Origin of the sequence: Citrobacter sp. CK199, assembly GCF_030333285.1 — a bacterium.
GTDB lineage: Bacteria > Pseudomonadota > Gammaproteobacteria > Enterobacterales > Enterobacteriaceae > Citrobacter_B > Citrobacter_B koseri.
Window position 1 is genome coordinate 493,550 of the sequence record NZ_JAOWGF010000029.1, and the last position, 16,283, is coordinate 509,832.

A 16,283-nucleotide genomic window follows, 5' to 3' on the forward strand; every position below is an offset into this window, starting at 1 on the left:
CGCGACGCATGAAAGCAGCGGCAAAGACGCTCAAACCAAAACGCCAGGAAGAACAAGCCAACTTTGTCAGTTGGCGTTTTGCGTTGCTGTGCGGCTGCATTCTGCTGGCGCTGGGTTTCCTGCTGGGGCGCGTGGCCTGGCTGCAAATTATTGCGCCTGACATGTTAGTGCGTCAGGGCGACATGCGCTCTTTGCGTGTACAGGAAGTCTCCACCTCTCGCGGCATGATCACCGATCGCTCTGGTCGCCCACTGGCGGTGAGCGTGCCGGTAAAAGCCATCTGGGCGGACCCGAAAGAGCTGCATGATGCAGGCGGGATCACGCTGGACAACCGCTGGAAAGCGCTGGCGGACGCGCTGAAAATGCCGCTCGACCAACTGGCGGCTCGCGTTAATGCGAACCCGAAAGGCCGCTTTATCTATCTGGCGCGTCAGGTTAACCCGGATCTCGGCGACTACATCAAAAAACTGAAGCTGCCAGGCATTCATCTGCGCGAAGAGTCCCGCCGTTACTATCCTTCCGGGGAAGTGACCGCTCACCTTATCGGTTTTACCAACGTTGACAGCCAGGGGATCGAAGGGGTTGAGAAGAGTTTTGATAAATGGCTGACCGGCCAGCCTGGTGAACGTATTGTACGTAAAGACCGCTATGGCCGGGTTATTGAAGATATCTCTTCTACCGACAGCCAGGCCGCGCACAATCTGGCGCTGAGCATTGATGAGCGTCTGCAAGCGTTGGTCTATCGCGAACTGAACAACGCCGTGGCCTTCAACAAAGCGGAGTCAGGCAGCGCCGTGCTGGTGGATGTCAATACTGGCGAAGTGCTGGCAATGGCGAACAGCCCGTCCTACAACCCGAATAACCTGACCGGTACGCCGAAAGACGCTATGCGTAACCGCACCATCACGGACGTGTTTGAACCCGGTTCAACCGTCAAACCGATGGTGGTGATGACCGCGTTACAGCGCGGGGTTGTGCGTGAAAACACCGTGCTGAACACGGTGCCATATCGAATTAATGGTCACGAAATCAAAGACGTGGCGCGTTACAGCGAATTGACCCTGACCGGGGTTTTACAGAAGTCGAGTAACGTCGGCGTTTCTAAGCTGGCGTTAGCGATGCCGTCCTCAGCGTTAGTAGATACTTACTCACGTTTTGGGCTAGGAAAGGCGACCAATTTGGGGTTGGTCGGAGAACGCAGTGGCTTATATCCTCAAAAACAACGGTGGTCTGACATAGAGAGGGCCACCTTCTCTTTCGGCTATGGGCTAATGGTAACCCCGTTACAGTTAGCGCGAGTCTACGCAACGATTGGCAGCTACGGCGTTTATCGTCCGCTGTCGATTACCAAAGTTGATCCTCCTGTACCGGGCGAGCGCGTCTTCCCGGAAGCGACCGTTCGTACCGTCGTCCACATGATGGAAAGCGTGGCGCTGCCGGGCGGCGGCGGCGTGAAGGCGGCGATCAAAGGTTATCGCATCGCCATTAAAACCGGTACGGCGAAAAAAGTGGGGCCGGATGGCCGCTACATCAACAAATACATTGCTTATACCGCAGGCGTTGCGCCTGCGAGTCAGCCGCGCTTCGCGCTGGTGGTTGTTATCAACGATCCGCAGGCGGGTAAATACTACGGCGGCGCCGTTTCCGCGCCGGTATTCGGTGCCATTATGGGCGGCGTACTGCGCACCATGAACATCGAACCGGATGCGCTGGCAACGGGCGAAAAAAGTGAATTTGTAATTAACCAAGGCGAGGGAACAGGTGGCAGATCGTAATTTGCGCGACCTTCTCGCTCCGTGGGTGCCTGGCGCACCGGAGCGAGCACTGCGGGAGATGACACTCGACAGCCGTGTGGCTGCATCGGGCGATCTCTTTGTGGCAGTGGTGGGTCATCAGGCGGACGGGCGTCGATATATCCCGCAGGCGATAGCGCAAGGTGTGGCTGCCATTATTGCAGAGGCCAAAGATGAGGCGACCGACGGGGAAATCCGTGAAATGCACGGTGTGCCGGTTATCTATCTGAGCCAGCTCAACGAGCGTTTATCTGCACTGGCGGGCCGCTTCTACCACGAGCCATCTGAACATATGCGTCTGGTCGGCGTGACCGGAACGAACGGAAAAACCACCACCACGCAACTGCTGGCGCAGTGGAGCCAACTGCTTGGCGAAACCAGCGCGGTAATGGGAACGGTGGGTAATGGTCTGTTGGGCAAAGTGATCCCGACGGAGAACACAACCGGTTCCGCCGTTGACGTACAGCATGTGCTGGCCAGTCTGGTTGAGCAGGGCGCAACATTCGGTGCAATGGAAGTCTCTTCCCACGGTCTGGTGCAGCACCGGGTCGCCGCGCTGAAATTTGCCGCCTCTGTTTTCACGAATTTAAGCCGCGATCACCTTGATTATCACGGTGACATGGAACATTACGAAGCGGCGAAATGGATGCTCTATTCAACGCACCATTACGGCGAGGCTATCATCAATGCCGATGATGAAGTCGGACGCCGATGGCTGGTGAGGTTGCCGGATGCCGTTGCGGTCTCGATGGAGGATCATATCAACCCGAACTGCCACGGACGTTGGCTGAAAGCGGTTGAGGTGAAGTACCACGATAGCGGCGCGACGATCCGTTTCGACTCCAGTTGGGGCGAAGGCGAGATTGAAAGCCGTCTGATGGGCGCGTTTAACGTCAGCAACCTGCTGCTGGCGCTGGCAACGTTGCTGGCGCTTGGCTACCCCCTGGCGGATCTGCTGAAAACCGCCCCTCGACTGCAACCGGTTTGCGGGCGGATGGAGGTGTTCAGCGCGCCGGGCAAAACCACGGTGGTGGTCGATTACGCCCACACGCCGGATGCGCTGGAAAAAGCGTTGCAGGCTGCGCGGTTGCACTGTACTGGTCAACTGTGGTGCGTCTTTGGCTGCGGCGGCGATCGCGATAAAGGTAAACGTCCGCTGATGGGGGCGATTGCCGAAGAGTTCGCGGACGTGGTGGTCGTGACGGACGATAACCCACGTACCGAAGAGCCGCGCGCGATCATCAACGACATTCTGGCGGGTATGCTGGATGCCGGGCACGCGAAAGTGATGGAAGGCCGCGCAGAGGCGGTGACCTGCGCCATTATGCAGGCGAAAGAAAACGACGTGGTTCTGGTCGCGGGTAAAGGGCATGAGGATTACCAGATTGTCGGTACTCAGCGCCTTGATTACTCCGACCGCGTAACGGCTGCACGTCTGCTGGGGGTGATCGCATGATTAGCGTAACGCTCAGCCAACTGGCCGGTATTCTGCACGGCGAATTACAGGGCGCTGACCTGACGATTGACGCGGTCACGACTGATACGCGTAAGGTGACGCCGGGCTGCCTGTTTGTGGCGCTGAAAGGCGAGCGTTTCGACGCCCACGATTTTGCGGATAACGCGAAAGAGGGCGGCGCCGGTGCGCTGCTGGTGAGTCGCCCGCTGGATTGCGATCTGCCGCAGCTGATCGTCAAAGATACGCGGCTGGCCTTCGGCGAACTGGCCGCATGGGTTCGGGCGCAGGTTCCCGCTCGCGTCGTGGCGTTAACCGGCTCCTCCGGCAAAACATCCGTTAAAGAGATGACCGCCGCCATTCTGAGTCAGTGTGGCAACACCTTATACACCGCGGGCAACCTGAATAACGATATCGGCGTACCGATGACGTTGCTGCGGTTAAACAACGATTATGACTATGCCGTCATTGAGTTAGGCGCCAATCACCAGGGCGAAATTGCCTGGACCGTCGGCCTGACGCGTCCTGAAGCGGCACTGGTTAATAATCTGGCGGCAGCGCACCTGGAAGGATTCGGTTCGCTGGCGGGCGTGGCGAAAGCGAAAGGCGAAATCTATACCGGCTTGCCGGTGAATGGGATCGCCATTATGAACGCCGATAACAACGACTGGCTGAACTGGCAGGGCATTATTGGCGATCGCAAAGTGTGGCGTTTTTCACCGAATGCCGCTAACAGCGATTTTACCGCGACCAATATCCATGTGACCTCGCACGGTACGGAATTCACGCTGCAAACGCCGACGGGCGACATTGATGTCCTGCTGCCGCTGCCTGGTCGCCACAATATTGCAAACGCGCTGGCGGCGGCTGCGCTGTCGATGGCGGTAGGGGCGACCCTTGACGCCATTAAAACCGGTCTGGCGAACCTGAAAGCCGTGCCGGGGCGCCTGTTCCCCATCCAGTTGAATGACAACCAGCTGTTACTTGATGACTCCTATAACGCCAACGTCGGTTCGATGACCGCCGCTGTGCAGGTGCTGTCTGAAATGCCAGGCTACCGGGTGCTGGTGGTCGGCGATATGGCGGAGCTGGGCGCGGAAAGCGAAGCATGCCATGTTCAGGTCGGTGAAGCGGCAAAAGCGGCGGGTATCGACAGCGTGCTGAGTACAGGAAAACTGAGTCAGGCGATCGGCAATGCCAGCGGCGTTGGCGAACATTTTGCGGATAAATCGGCTCTGGTCGCGCGTCTTAACACGCTGATTGCGGAGCATCAGATTATTACTATTTTAGTGAAGGGTTCACGTAGTGCCGCCATGGAAGAGGTAGTACGCGCATTACAGGAGAATGGAACATGTTAGTTTGGCTGGCCGAACATTTGGTCAAATATTATTCCGGCTTTAACGTCTTTTCCTATCTGACGTTTCGCGCCATCGTCAGCCTGCTGACCGCGCTGTTCATCTCCTTGTGGATGGGCCCGCGTATGATTGCCCGCTTACAAAAATTGTCTTTTGGCCAGGTCGTGCGTAATGACGGCCCGGAATCGCACTTTAGCAAGCGCGGTACGCCGACAATGGGCGGGATTATGATTCTGACGGCGATTGTGGTCTCCGTCCTGCTGTGGGCTTACCCGTCTAACCCGTACGTCTGGTGCGTGCTGGTGGTGCTGGTGGGCTACGGCATTATTGGTTTTGTCGATGATTACCGCAAAGTGGTGCGTAAAGACACCAAAGGGCTGATCGCTCGCTGGAAATATTTCTGGATGTCGGTAATTGCGCTGGGCGTGGCGTTCGCGCTGTATCTGGCAGGGAAAGATACGCCGGCCACCGAACTGGTGGTGCCGTTCTTTAAAGACGTGATGCCGCAACTGGGTCTGTTCTACGTGCTGCTGGCGTACTTCGTGATCGTCGGAACGGGCAACGCGGTTAACCTGACCGATGGACTGGACGGCCTGGCGATTATGCCGACCGTATTCGTCGCCGCCGGTTTTGCGCTGGTGGCGTGGGCAACCGGCAACATGAATTTCGCCAACTACCTGCATATTCCGTACTTACGTCATGCTGGTGAACTGGTGATTGTCTGTACGGCGATTGTCGGCGCGGGCTTAGGTTTCCTGTGGTTTAACACCTATCCGGCGCAGGTCTTTATGGGAGACGTCGGGTCGCTGGCGCTGGGCGGCGCGCTGGGCATCATCGCGGTGCTGCTGCGTCAGGAGTTTTTGCTGGTGATTATGGGCGGCGTGTTTGTCGTGGAAACCCTGTCAGTCATTTTGCAGGTCGGTTCCTTTAAATTGCGCGGGCAGCGCATCTTCCGCATGGCGCCGATTCACCATCACTATGAACTGAAAGGCTGGCCGGAACCGCGCGTTATCGTGCGCTTCTGGATTATTTCGCTGATGCTGGTCCTGATTGGCCTGGCAACGCTGAAGGTACGTTAATCATGGCTGATTACCAGGGTAAAAAAGTCGTCATTATTGGTCTGGGATTGACCGGACTTTCCTGCGTGGACTTTTTCCTGGCGCGCGGCGTAACGCCGCGCGTAATGGATACCCGTGCGACGCCGCCGGGTCTGGACAAATTACCGGAAGCGGTAGAGCGTCACGTCGGCAGCCTGAATGATGACTGGCTACTGGCGGCGGATCTGATTGTCGCCAGCCCTGGTATTGCTCTGGCGCACCCTTCACTGAGCGCTGCCGCCGATGCGGGTATTGAGATTGTCGGCGATATCGAACTGTTCTGTCGCGAAGCGCAGGCGCCGATCGTGGCGATCACCGGATCGAACGGGAAAAGCACCGTGACCACGCTGGTAGGTGAGATGGCGAAAGCGGCGGGCGTGAACGTGGGCGTTGGCGGTAACATCGGTCTGCCTGCGTTGATGCTGCTGGACGCCGCTCGCGAGCTGTACGTACTGGAGCTTTCCAGCTTCCAGCTGGAAACGACATCCAGCCTACAGGCCGTTGCCGCAACCATCCTGAACGTTACCGAAGACCATATGGACCGATATCCGTTTGGTCTGCAACAGTATCGCGCGGCAAAACTGCGCGTGTATGAGAATGCGAAAGTTTGCGTGGTGAATGCCGATGACGCGCTGACCATGCCGGTACGCGGCGCGGATGCGCGTTGCGTCAGTTTTGGCGTCAACATGGGGGATTATCACCTCAATCGCCAGCAGGGCGAGACCTGGCTGCGGGTGAAGGGTGAAAAAGTGTTGAACGTGAAAGAGATGAAGCTTTCCGGCCAGCACAACTACACCAATGCGCTGGCGGCGCTGGCGCTGGCCGATGCGGCGGGTTTACCGCGCGCCAGCAGCCTGAAAGCGTTGACGACCTTTACCGGCCTGGCGCATCGCTTCCAGCTGGCGCTGGAGCATAACGGCGTGCGCTGGATTAACGACTCCAAAGCCACCAACGTAGGCAGCACGGAAGCGGCGCTGAATGGCCTGCACGTAGACGGTACGCTGCACCTGCTGCTCGGCGGCGATGGTAAATCGGCGGATTTCTCTTCGCTCACCCGTTACCTGGGCGGCGATCGCGTTCGCCTGTACTGCTTTGGTCGTGATGGCGCGCAGCTGGCGGCGCTGCGCCCGGAAATCGCAGAACAAACTGAGACGATGGAAGAGGCGATGCGTCTGCTGGCGCCGCGTTTGCAACCGGGCGATATGGTCCTGCTGTCTCCGGCCTGCGCCAGCCTCGATCAGTTTAAGAATTTTGAGCAACGGGGCGATGTCTTTACCCGTCTGGCGAAGGAGTTAGGTTGATGCGTTTATCTCTCCCTCGCCTGAGAATGCCGCGCCTGCCGGGATTTGGAATCCTGGTATGGGTCTTTACGGCGCTTAAAGGCTGGGTGATGGCGTCGCGCGATAAAGACGACGATAGCCTGATCATGTACGACCGCACGTTGCTCTGGCTGACATTTGGCCTGGCGGCGATCGGTTTCATCATGGTGACGTCGGCGTCAATGCCTGTCGGACAACGTCTGGCGAACGATCCTTTCCTGTTTGCCAAGCGTGACGCGCTGTACATACTCCTGGCGTTTTGCCTGGCGATGATCACGCTGCGTTTACCGATGGAGTTCTGGCAAAAGTACAGCACCACGATGCTGATCGCGTCGATCATCATGTTGTTGATCGTGCTGGTGGTGGGTAGCTCAGTTAACGGGGCATCGCGTTGGATTGCGCTGGGGCCGCTGCGTATTCAGCCTGCGGAATTTACCAAACTGTCGCTGTTCTGCTACCTCGCCAACTATCTGGTGCGCAAAGTTGATGAAGTGCGTAATAACCTGCGCGGCTTCTTAAAACCGATGGGCGTGATTCTGGTGCTGGCGATTTTGCTGCTGGCGCAGCCCGATCTCGGGACGGTGGTGGTGCTGTTCGTTACCACGCTGGCGATGCTGTTTCTCGCCGGGGCGAAGTTATGGCAGTTCATTGCCATCATCGGCATGGGGATATCGGCGGTGATCCTGCTGATCCTCGCCGAACCGTATCGTATTCGCCGTGTGACCTCTTTCTGGAACCCCTGGGAAGATCCGTTTGGCAGCGGCTACCAGCTGACGCAATCCCTGATGGCATTTGGCCGTGGTGAGATGTGGGGGCAGGGGCTGGGGAACTCGGTACAAAAACTGGAGTATCTGCCGGAAGCGCATACTGACTTCATCTTCGCCATTATTGGGGAAGAACTGGGTTATATCGGTGTGGTACTGGCGCTTTTAATGGTATTCTTCGTCGCTTTTCGCGCGATGTCGATTGGCCGTAAGGCGCTGGAGATTGATCACCGTTTTTCAGGATTCCTGGCCTGCTCGATTGGAATCTGGTTCAGCTTCCAGGCGCTGGTCAACGTCGGCGCGGCGGCAGGCATGCTGCCAACGAAGGGTCTGACGCTGCCGCTGATCAGTTATGGTGGTTCCAGTTTGCTGATCATGTCGACGGCCATCATGTTTTTGTTACGTATTGATTATGAAACGCGTCTGGAAAAAGCGCAGGCGTTTACACGAGGTTCACGATGAGTGGTCAACCGAAGCGGTTAATGGTGATGGCGGGCGGTACTGGCGGACATGTGTTCCCAGGACTGGCCGTCGCGCACCATTTAATGGACCAGGGCTGGCAAGTACGCTGGCTCGGAACCGCCGATCGTATGGAAGCGGATTTAGTGCCAAAGCATGGCATTGAGATTGATTTCATTCGCATTTCCGGTTTGCGCGGAAAAGGCGTGAAAGCGCTGCTGGCGGCACCGCTGCGTATTTTTAACGCCTGGCGCCAGGCGCGGGCGATCATGAAGCAGTTTAAGCCTGATGTGGTGCTCGGCATGGGCGGCTATGTCTCTGGCCCCGGCGGTCTGGCGGCGTGGTCGCTGGGTATTCCGGTTGTGCTGCATGAGCAAAACGGCATTGCAGGGTTGACCAATAAGTGGCTGGCGAAAATCGCCACGACGGTGATGCAGGCTTTTCCCGGCGCGTTTCCGAAAGCGGACGTGGTCGGAAACCCGGTACGTACTGACGTACTGGCGCTCCCCTTGCCGCAAGAACGCCTGGCCGGACGTGAAGGGCCGATTCGCGTGCTGGTGGTGGGTGGCTCTCAGGGGGCCCGGGTATTGAACCAGACGCTGCCGCAGGTTGCGGCAAAACTGGGCGATACGGTCACTATCTGGCATCAAAGCGGTAAAGGCGCGCAGCAGACCGTAGAGCAGGCTTATGCCGGGGCGGGGCAACCGCAGCATAAGGTGACGGAATTTATTGATGACATGGCCGCAGCCTATGCGTGGGCGGATGTTGTCGTTTGCCGCTCTGGCGCGTTAACGGTGAGTGAAATCGCCGCCGCCGGTTTGCCCGCGCTGTTTGTGCCGTTTCAGCATAAAGACCGGCAGCAGTACTGGAATGCCCTGCCGCTGGAGAAAGCGGGGGCCGCCAAAATTTTTGAGCAGCCGCAGTTTACTGTGGATGCCGTCGCCAGCACCCTGTCCGGGTGGTCGCGAGAAACGTTATTAACCATGGCAGAACGTGCCCGCGCTGCATCTATTCCAGATGCCACCGAGCGTGTTGCAAATGAAGTGAGCCGGGCTGCCCGGGCGTAATTGTGGCGGTGCCTTTTGCACCGCATGAATTGAGAAGTGAATGGCGTAAAGAATGAATACACAACAACTGGCAAAACTGCGTTCTATCGTGCCCGAAATGCGTCGCGTTCGGCACATCCACTTTGTCGGCATCGGTGGTGCCGGTATGGGCGGTATTGCCGAAGTTCTGGCCAATGAAGGGTATCAGATCAGTGGTTCTGATTTAGCGCCGAATCCGGTTACGCAGCAACTGGCGAACCTCGGCGCCACCATTTTCTTCAATCATCGCCCGGAAAACGTGCGCGATGCGAGCGTGGTGGTGGTTTCCAGCGCGATCTCTGCGGATAACCCGGAGATTGTCGCGGCGCATGAAGCGCGTATTCCGGTGATCCGCCGCGCGGAGATGCTGGCGGAGTTAATGCGTTTTCGTCACGGCATCGCCATTGCCGGGACGCACGGTAAAACAACGACCACCGCGATGGTCTCCAGCATTTACGCGGAAGCGGGGCTGGACCCGACCTTCGTCAACGGTGGGCTGGTGAAAGCGGCTGGCGTGCATGCGCGTTTAGGCCACAGCCGTTATCTGATTGCGGAAGCGGATGAGAGCGATGCGTCGTTCCTGCATCTGCAACCGATGGTGGCGATTGTCACCAATATTGAAGCCGACCATATGGATACTTACCAGGGCGACTTCGAAAATTTGAAGCAGACCTTTATTAATTTCCTGCACAATTTGCCGTTTTATGGTCGTGCAGTGATGTGTGTTGACGATCCGGTGATCCGCGAGCTGCTGCCGCGCGTGGGCCGTCAGACCACAACTTATGGTTTTAGCGACGACGCTGACGTGCGTGTGGAAGAGTACCAGCAGGTTGGGCCGCAGGGGCATTTTACGCTGCTGCGTCAGGATAAACCTGCAATGCAGGTGACGCTGAATGCGCCGGGCCGCCACAATGCGCTGAACGCGGCGGCTGCCGTGGCGGTGGCGACCGAAGAAGGGATTGACGACGAGGCGATTCTGCGCGCGCTGGAAAGCTTCCAGGGCACCGGGCGTCGCTTCGATTTCCTCGGTGAATTCCCGCTTGAGCCGGTAAACGGTAAAGCAGGGACGGCGATGCTGGTCGATGATTACGGCCATCATCCAACGGAAGTCGACGCCACCATTAAGGCCGCGCGTGCAGGCTGGCCGGATAAAAATCTGGTGATGGTTTTCCAGCCGCACCGCTTCACGCGTACGCGCGATCTGTACGACGATTTCGCCAATGTGCTGACGCAGGTTGACGCGCTGTTAATGCTGGATGTTTACGCCGCAGGCGAAGCGCCAATTCCGGGAGCGGACAGCCGTTCGCTGTGCCGTACGATTCGCGGTCGCGGTAAAATTGACCCGATTCTGGTCTCCGAACCGGCGCAGGTTGCGCAAATGCTGGCGCCGGTATTAACCGGTAATGATTTGATTTTGGTGCAAGGCGCGGGAAATATCGGCAAAATTGCGCGCACCTTAGCTGAAATTAAACTGAAGCCGCAAACCCAGGAGGAGGAGCAACATGGCTGATAAAATCGCGGTCCTGTTGGGTGGAACCTCCGCCGAACGTGATGTTTCGCTGAATTCCGGCGCGGCGGTGCTGGCCGGGTTACGCGAAGGCGGCGTGGATGCGCATCCGATCGACCCGAAAGAGGTTGATGTCACCCTGCTGAAATCAATGGGTTTTCAGAAGGTGTTTATTGCGTTGCATGGTCGCGGCGGCGAAGATGGCACGCTGCAAGGGATGCTGGATCTGATTGGCCTGCCCTATACCGGCAGCGGGGTGATGGCTTCAGCAATTTCAATGGATAAACTGCGCAGCAAATTGCTGTGGCAGGGCGCCGGATTACCGGTTGCGCCGTGGGTGGCATTGACGCGCGCTGAGTTTGAAAAAGGGCTTAGCGACGACGCGCTAACGCGAATTTCTGCGCTGGGTTTGCCGCTGATTGTGAAGCCGAGCCGTGAAGGTTCCAGCGTCGGCATGTCGAAAGTGGTAGAAGAAAATGCTTTGCAGGCAGCATTAGCATTGGCTTTTCAGCATGATGAAGAAGTACTGATTGAGAAATGGCTCAGTGGCCCGGAATTTACGGTTGCGATACTCGGTGAAGAAATTTTACCGTCAATTCGTATCCAACCCGCCGGAACCTTCTATGATTATGAGGCGAAGTATCTCTCTGATGAGACACAATATTTCTGCCCGGCAGGTCTGGAAGAGGAACAAGAGGCTATTTTGCAGACATTGGTCCTGAAAGCGTGGACCGCGTTGGGTTGCAAAGGATGGGGCCGCATCGACGTCATGCTGGACAGCGATGGCCAGTTTTATCTGCTGGAAGCGAATACCTCGCCGGGTATGACCAGCCACAGTCTGGTGCCGATGGCGGCGCGTCAGGCGGGCATGAGCTTCTCGCAGTTGGTGGTACGAATTCTGGAGTTGGCGGACTGATATGTCGCAGGCTGCGCTGAACACGCGAAACAGTGATGAAGAGGTGTCTTCTTCACGGCGCAATAATGGAACGCGTCTTGCAGGAATACTGTTCCTGCTGACGGTGCTCTGCACCGTGTTTGTCAGCGGCTGGGTTGTGTTGGGCTGGATGGAAGACGCGCAGCGTTTGCCGTTGTCGAAACTGGTGTTGACCGGCGAGCGGCATTACACGCGCAATGATGACATCCGCCAGTCGATTCTGGCGTTGGGCGCGCCGGGTACGTTTATGACTCAGGATGTGAACATTATCCAGAGCCAGATAGAGCGTTTACCGTGGATTAAACAGGCCAGCGTCAGAAAGCAATGGCCTGATGAATTGAAGATTCATCTGGTTGAATATGTGCCGATTGCGCGTTGGAATGATCAGCATATGGTTGATGCCGAAGGCAATACCTTCAGCGTACCGGCAGAGCGAACCAGTAAACAGGTATTACCCATGTTGTATGGCCCGGAAGGCAGCGCGAGTGAAGTGTTGCAGGGGTATCGCGATATGGGGCAGGTGCTGGCTAAGGACAGATTCACCCTGAAGGAAGCGGCAATGACCGCGCGTCGTTCCTGGCAGTTGACGCTGAATAACGATATTAAGCTCAACCTCGGCAGGGGCGATACGATGAAACGTTTGGCTCGCTTTGTAGAACTTTATCCGGTTTTACAGCAGCAGGCGCAAACCGATGGCAAACGGATAAGCTACGTTGATTTGCGTTATGACTCGGGGGCGGCAGTAGGGTGGGCACCCTTACCTCCAGAGGAATCTAATCAGCAACAGAATCAGGCACAGGCAGAACAACAATGATCAAGGCGACGGACAGAAAACTGGTAGTAGGACTGGAGATTGGCACCGCGAAGGTTGCCGCTTTAGTAGGGGAAGTTCTGCCCGACGGTATGGTCAATATCATTGGCGTGGGCAGTTGCCCGTCGCGAGGTATGGATAAAGGCGGGGTGAACGACCTCGAGTCAGTGGTGAAGTGCGTACAGCGCGCCATTGACCAGGCGGAGCTGATGGCGGATTGCCAGATCTCCTCGGTGTATCTGGCGCTTTCTGGCAAGCACATTAGCTGTCAGAATGAAATTGGTATGGTGCCGATCTCCGAAGAAGAAGTGACGCAGGAAGATGTGGAAAACGTCGTGCATACCGCGAAGTCGGTGCGCGTGCGTGATGAGCATCGTGTACTGCATGTCATTCCGCAGGAATATGCGATCGATTACCAGGAAGGCATTAAGAATCCGGTTGGCCTTTCCGGCGTGCGTATGCAGGCAAAAGTGCACTTGATCACATGCCACAACGACATGGCGAAAAACATCGTTAAAGCGGTGGAACGTTGTGGCCTGAAAGTTGACCAACTCATATTTGCCGGGTTAGCGGCCAGTTACTCCGTTTTAACGGAAGATGAACGTGAACTGGGCGTCTGCGTGGTTGATATCGGTGGTGGTACAATGGATATCGCCGTTTATACTGGCGGGGCGTTGCGCCATACCAAGGTAATCCCTTACGCAGGGAATGTCGTGACCAGCGATATCGCGTATGCCTTCGGTACGCCGCCGAGCGATGCTGAAGCCATCAAAGTGCGTCACGGCTGCGCGCTGGGCTCTATCGTCGGCAAAGACGAAAGCGTTGAAGTGCCGAGCGTGGGCGGTCGTCCGCCGCGTAGCCTGCAACGTCAGACGCTTGCGGAGGTGATTGAGCCGCGTTACACCGAGCTGCTCAACCTGGTCAACGAAGAGATTTTGCAATTACAGGAACAGCTTCGCCAGCAGGGTGTGAAACATCATCTGGCGGCGGGGATTGTATTAACCGGCGGCGCGGCGCAAATTGAAGGTCTTGCTGCCTGTGCTCAGCGCGTGTTCCATACGCAAGTGCGTATTGGCGCGCCGCTGAATATTACCGGACTGACGGATTATGCCCAGGAGCCGTACTACTCAACGGCGGTGGGGCTGCTTCACTACGGGAAAGAGTCCCACTTAAGTGGCGAAGCGGAAGTGGAAAAACGTGTTACGGCATCAGTTGGCTCGTGGATCAAGCGACTTAATAGCTGGCTGCGAAAAGAGTTTTAATTTTTATGAGACCGGCGACTATTAACGGTCTCAGGCGACAGGCACAAAACGGAGAGAAACTATGTTTGAACCTATGGAACTGACCAACGACGCGGTGATTAAAGTCATCGGCGTCGGTGGCGGCGGCGGTAATGCCGTTGAACACATGGTGCGCGAGCGCATCGAAGGTGTTGAATTCTTCGCGGTGAATACCGACGCTCAGGCGTTGCGTAAGACTGCGGTTGGGCAGACCATTCAGATTGGTAGCGGCATCACCAAAGGTCTGGGCGCGGGTGCAAACCCGGAAGTCGGTCGCAATGCGGCGGACGAAGATCGTGAAGCACTGCGTGCAGCGCTTGACGGCGCAGACATGGTGTTTATCGCAGCAGGCATGGGCGGCGGTACCGGTACCGGTGCAGCGCCAGTGGTTGCGGAAGTGGCAAAAGATTTAGGTATCCTGACCGTTGCCGTGGTGACGAAGCCTTTCAACTTCGAAGGCAAGAAGCGCATGGCATTTGCGGAGCAGGGTATTACTGAGCTGTCCAAACATGTGGACTCGCTGATCACCATCCCGAACGACAAACTGCTGAAAGTGCTGGGACGCGGTATCTCCCTGCTGGATGCGTTTGGCGCGGCGAACGACGTGCTGAAAGGCGCGGTTCAGGGTATCGCTGAGCTGATTACCCGCCCGGGTCTGATGAACGTCGACTTTGCAGACGTGCGCACCGTGATGTCCGAAATGGGCTACGCGATGATGGGCTCCGGCGTGGCAAGCGGTGAAGACCGTGCGGAAGAAGCGGCAGAAATGGCGATCTCTTCTCCGCTGCTGGAAGATATCGATCTGTCTGGCGCGCGCGGCGTGCTGGTTAACATCACTGCGGGCTTCGACCTGCGTCTGGATGAGTTCGAAACCGTCGGTAACACCATCCGTGCTTTTGCGTCGGATAACGCGACCGTGGTTATCGGTACTTCTCTGGACCCGGATATGAACGACGAACTGCGCGTCACCGTTGTGGCAACCGGTATTGGTATGGACAAGCGTCCTGAAATCACCCTGGTGACCAACAAACAGGTACAGCAGCCGGTGATGGATCGTTACCAGCAGCACGGCATGGCGCCGCTGACGCAAGAGCAGAAGCCGGTCGCAAAAGTGGTGAACGACAATACGCCGCAAACGGCAAAAGAACCGGATTATCTGGATATCCCTGCGTTCCTGCGTAAGCAAGCCGATTAAGAATTGGCTGGAATTTGGGATTCACGGCTCTTTGTGCTAAACTGGCCCACCGAATGTATAGTACACTTCGGTTGGATAGGTAATTTGGCGAGATTATACGATGATCAAACAAAGGACACTTAAACGTATCGTTCAGGCGACAGGTGTCGGTTTACATACCGGCAAGAAAGTCACCCTGACCTTACGCCCTGCGCCGGCCAACACCGGGGTCATCTATCGTCGCACCGACTTGAATCCACCGGTAGATTTCCCGGCCGATGCCAAATCTGTGCGTGATACCATGCTCTGTACGTGTCTGGTCAACGAGCATGATGTACGGATTTCAACCGTAGAGCACCTTAACGCTGCTCTGGCGGGTCTGGGTATCGATAATATCGTTATCGAAGTCGATGCGCCGGAAATCCCGATCATGGATGGCAGTGCTGCTCCGTTTGTCTACCTGCTGCTTGATGCGGGTATTGATGAGCTGAACTGCGCCAAAAAATTTGTACGCATCAAAGAGACGGTTCGCGTCGAAGATGGCGATAAGTGGGCTGAATTTAAGCCGTACAATGGTTTTACGTTGGATTTCACCATCGACTTTAACCATCCGGCGATTGATTCCAGCAGCCAGCGCTATGCGATGAACTTCTCTGCGGATGCATTCATGCGCCAGATCAGCCGTGCGCGTACCTTCGGTTTCATGCGTGATATCGAATATTTGCAGTCCCGTGGCCTGTGCCTGGGCGGCAGCTTCGATTGTGCCATCGTTGTTGACGATTATCGCGTACTGAACGAAGACGGCCTGCGTTTTGAAGACGAATTTGTTCGTCACAAAATGCTCGACGCGATCGGTGACTTGTTCATGTGCGGTCACAACATTATTGGTGCGTTTACCGCGTATAAGTCCGGTCACGCATTGAATAACAAACTGTTGCAGGCTGTCCTGGCGAAACAGGAAGCCTGGGAATATGTGACTTTCCAGGACGACGCAGAACTGCCGTTGGCTTTCAAAGCGCCTTCGACTGTACTGGCATAATAGCTATACACAAAATCATTCAAGTTGCATCAAGACGGCAACTGAGCGAATTCCCAGGAACGTACGACCAGTACGTGACTGGGGTGAGAGAAGGCAGCCAACAAAGAGGCAGCTTGAAGGATGAAGTGTATACCTGTCGCATAAATTCGACTGGTTAATCTGGCACCCTCTCCGGCCAGGTAAGCCAGTCGTTTTTTTATCTCTTCCGTACGG

Annotated in this window: 13 protein-coding genes; all 13 read left to right on the forward strand. The window is 56.5% G+C overall.

The window, feature by feature from the left end:
- Positions 1 to 8 precede the first annotated feature (8 nt).
- The 13 genes from ftsI to lpxC all read left to right on the forward strand — a co-directional run bounded on the left by ftsI (position 9) and on the right by lpxC (position 16,070).
- Positions 9 to 1,775, forward strand: coding sequence for a peptidoglycan glycosyltransferase FtsI (gene ftsI, locus OGX75_RS20630; RefSeq protein ID WP_012134078.1), 1,767 nt, complete (start codon positions 9 to 11; stop codon positions 1,773 to 1,775).
- Positions 1,762 to 3,249 (forward strand): UDP-N-acetylmuramoyl-L-alanyl-D-glutamate--2,6-diaminopimelate ligase, encoded by a 1,488-nt coding sequence (murE, locus tag OGX75_RS20635; protein WP_214319144.1) that lies wholly within the window; start codon positions 1,762 to 1,764, stop codon positions 3,247 to 3,249. Before ftsI ends, murE begins: the two co-directional genes overlap by 14 nt.
- The gene (murF, locus tag OGX75_RS20640) at positions 3,246 to 4,604 is read left to right on the forward strand and encodes a UDP-N-acetylmuramoyl-tripeptide--D-alanyl-D-alanine ligase (protein WP_012134076.1); all 1,359 of its coding nucleotides are present in this window, start codon (positions 3,246 to 3,248) and stop codon (positions 4,602 to 4,604) included. Before murE ends, murF begins: the two co-directional genes overlap by 4 nt.
- On the forward strand, positions 4,598 to 5,680 hold the full coding sequence (gene mraY / locus OGX75_RS20645) for a phospho-N-acetylmuramoyl-pentapeptide-transferase (RefSeq protein ID WP_012134075.1): 1,083 nt from the start codon (positions 4,598 to 4,600) through the stop codon (positions 5,678 to 5,680). The genes murF and mraY overlap by 7 nt, the downstream gene beginning before the upstream one ends.
- A 2-nt stretch (positions 5,681 to 5,682) precedes the next feature.
- Positions 5,683 to 6,999 carry a UDP-N-acetylmuramoyl-L-alanine--D-glutamate ligase gene (murD, locus tag OGX75_RS20650; RefSeq protein ID WP_012134074.1) on the forward strand — a complete coding sequence of 439 codons (1,317 nt, stop codon included), beginning with the start codon at positions 5,683 to 5,685 and terminating at the stop codon, positions 6,997 to 6,999.
- Positions 6,999 to 8,243 carry a cell division protein FtsW gene (gene ftsW / locus OGX75_RS20655; protein WP_024130710.1) on the forward strand — a complete coding sequence of 415 codons (1,245 nt, stop codon included), beginning with the start codon at positions 6,999 to 7,001 and terminating at the stop codon, positions 8,241 to 8,243. Before murD ends, ftsW begins: the two co-directional genes overlap by 1 nt.
- Positions 8,240 to 9,307: an undecaprenyldiphospho-muramoylpentapeptide beta-N-acetylglucosaminyltransferase gene (murG, locus tag OGX75_RS20660; RefSeq protein ID WP_012134072.1), complete on the forward strand. Its 1,068-nt coding sequence runs from the start codon at positions 8,240 to 8,242 to the stop codon at positions 9,305 to 9,307. Before ftsW ends, murG begins: the two co-directional genes overlap by 4 nt.
- 52 nt (positions 9,308 to 9,359) lie before the next feature.
- On the forward strand, positions 9,360 to 10,835 hold the full coding sequence (murC, locus tag OGX75_RS20665; RefSeq protein ID WP_286451552.1) for a UDP-N-acetylmuramate--L-alanine ligase: 1,476 nt from the start codon (positions 9,360 to 9,362) through the stop codon (positions 10,833 to 10,835).
- Positions 10,828 to 11,748 (forward strand): D-alanine--D-alanine ligase, encoded by a 921-nt coding sequence (locus tag OGX75_RS20670; RefSeq protein ID WP_012134070.1) that lies wholly within the window; start codon positions 10,828 to 10,830, stop codon positions 11,746 to 11,748. Before murC ends, OGX75_RS20670 begins: the two co-directional genes overlap by 8 nt.
- Position 11,749: 1 nt before the next feature.
- Positions 11,750 to 12,580, forward strand: a complete 831-nt coding sequence (ftsQ, locus tag OGX75_RS20675) for a cell division protein FtsQ (RefSeq protein ID WP_012134069.1) — start codon at positions 11,750 to 11,752, stop codon at positions 12,578 to 12,580.
- Complete coding sequence (gene ftsA, locus OGX75_RS20680; RefSeq protein ID WP_003018755.1) at positions 12,577 to 13,839, forward strand: cell division protein FtsA; 1,263 nt, start codon at positions 12,577 to 12,579, stop codon at positions 13,837 to 13,839. Before ftsQ ends, ftsA begins: the two co-directional genes overlap by 4 nt.
- Before the next feature lie 61 nt (positions 13,840 to 13,900).
- On the forward strand, positions 13,901 to 15,052 hold the full coding sequence (gene ftsZ, locus OGX75_RS20685) for a cell division protein FtsZ (protein WP_004857884.1): 1,152 nt from the start codon (positions 13,901 to 13,903) through the stop codon (positions 15,050 to 15,052).
- 100 nt (positions 15,053 to 15,152) lie between these two features.
- A complete protein-coding gene (lpxC, locus tag OGX75_RS20690) occupies positions 15,153 to 16,070 on the forward strand; it encodes a UDP-3-O-acyl-N-acetylglucosamine deacetylase (RefSeq protein ID WP_012134068.1) in 918 nt (305 codons plus the stop codon).
- Positions 16,071 to 16,283 lie beyond the last annotated feature (213 nt).

Bases quoted from the DNA above. Each gene is read 5' to 3' on its own strand.
- ftsI (WP_012134078.1), top strand. From the start codon at position 9: ATGAAAGCAGCGGCAAAGACGCTCAAACCAAAACGCCAGGAAGAACAA.
- murF (WP_012134076.1), top strand. From the start codon at position 3,246: ATGATTAGCGTAACGCTCAGCCAACTGGCCGGTATTCTGCACGGCGAA.
- mraY (WP_012134075.1), top strand. From the start codon at position 4,598: ATGTTAGTTTGGCTGGCCGAACATTTGGTCAAATATTATTCCGGCTTT.
- murD (WP_012134074.1), top strand. From the start codon at position 5,683: ATGGCTGATTACCAGGGTAAAAAAGTCGTCATTATTGGTCTGGGATTG.
- ftsW (WP_024130710.1), top strand. From the start codon at position 6,999: ATGCGTTTATCTCTCCCTCGCCTGAGAATGCCGCGCCTGCCGGGATTT.
- murG (WP_012134072.1), top strand. From the start codon at position 8,240: ATGAGTGGTCAACCGAAGCGGTTAATGGTGATGGCGGGCGGTACTGGC.
- murC (WP_286451552.1), top strand. From the start codon at position 9,360: ATGAATACACAACAACTGGCAAAACTGCGTTCTATCGTGCCCGAAATG.
- OGX75_RS20670 (WP_012134070.1), top strand. From the start codon at position 10,828: ATGGCTGATAAAATCGCGGTCCTGTTGGGTGGAACCTCCGCCGAACGT.
- ftsQ (WP_012134069.1), top strand. From the start codon at position 11,750: ATGTCGCAGGCTGCGCTGAACACGCGAAACAGTGATGAAGAGGTGTCT.
- ftsA (WP_003018755.1), top strand. From the start codon at position 12,577: ATGATCAAGGCGACGGACAGAAAACTGGTAGTAGGACTGGAGATTGGC.
- ftsZ (WP_004857884.1), top strand. From the start codon at position 13,901: ATGTTTGAACCTATGGAACTGACCAACGACGCGGTGATTAAAGTCATC.
- lpxC (WP_012134068.1), top strand. From the start codon at position 15,153: ATGATCAAACAAAGGACACTTAAACGTATCGTTCAGGCGACAGGTGTC.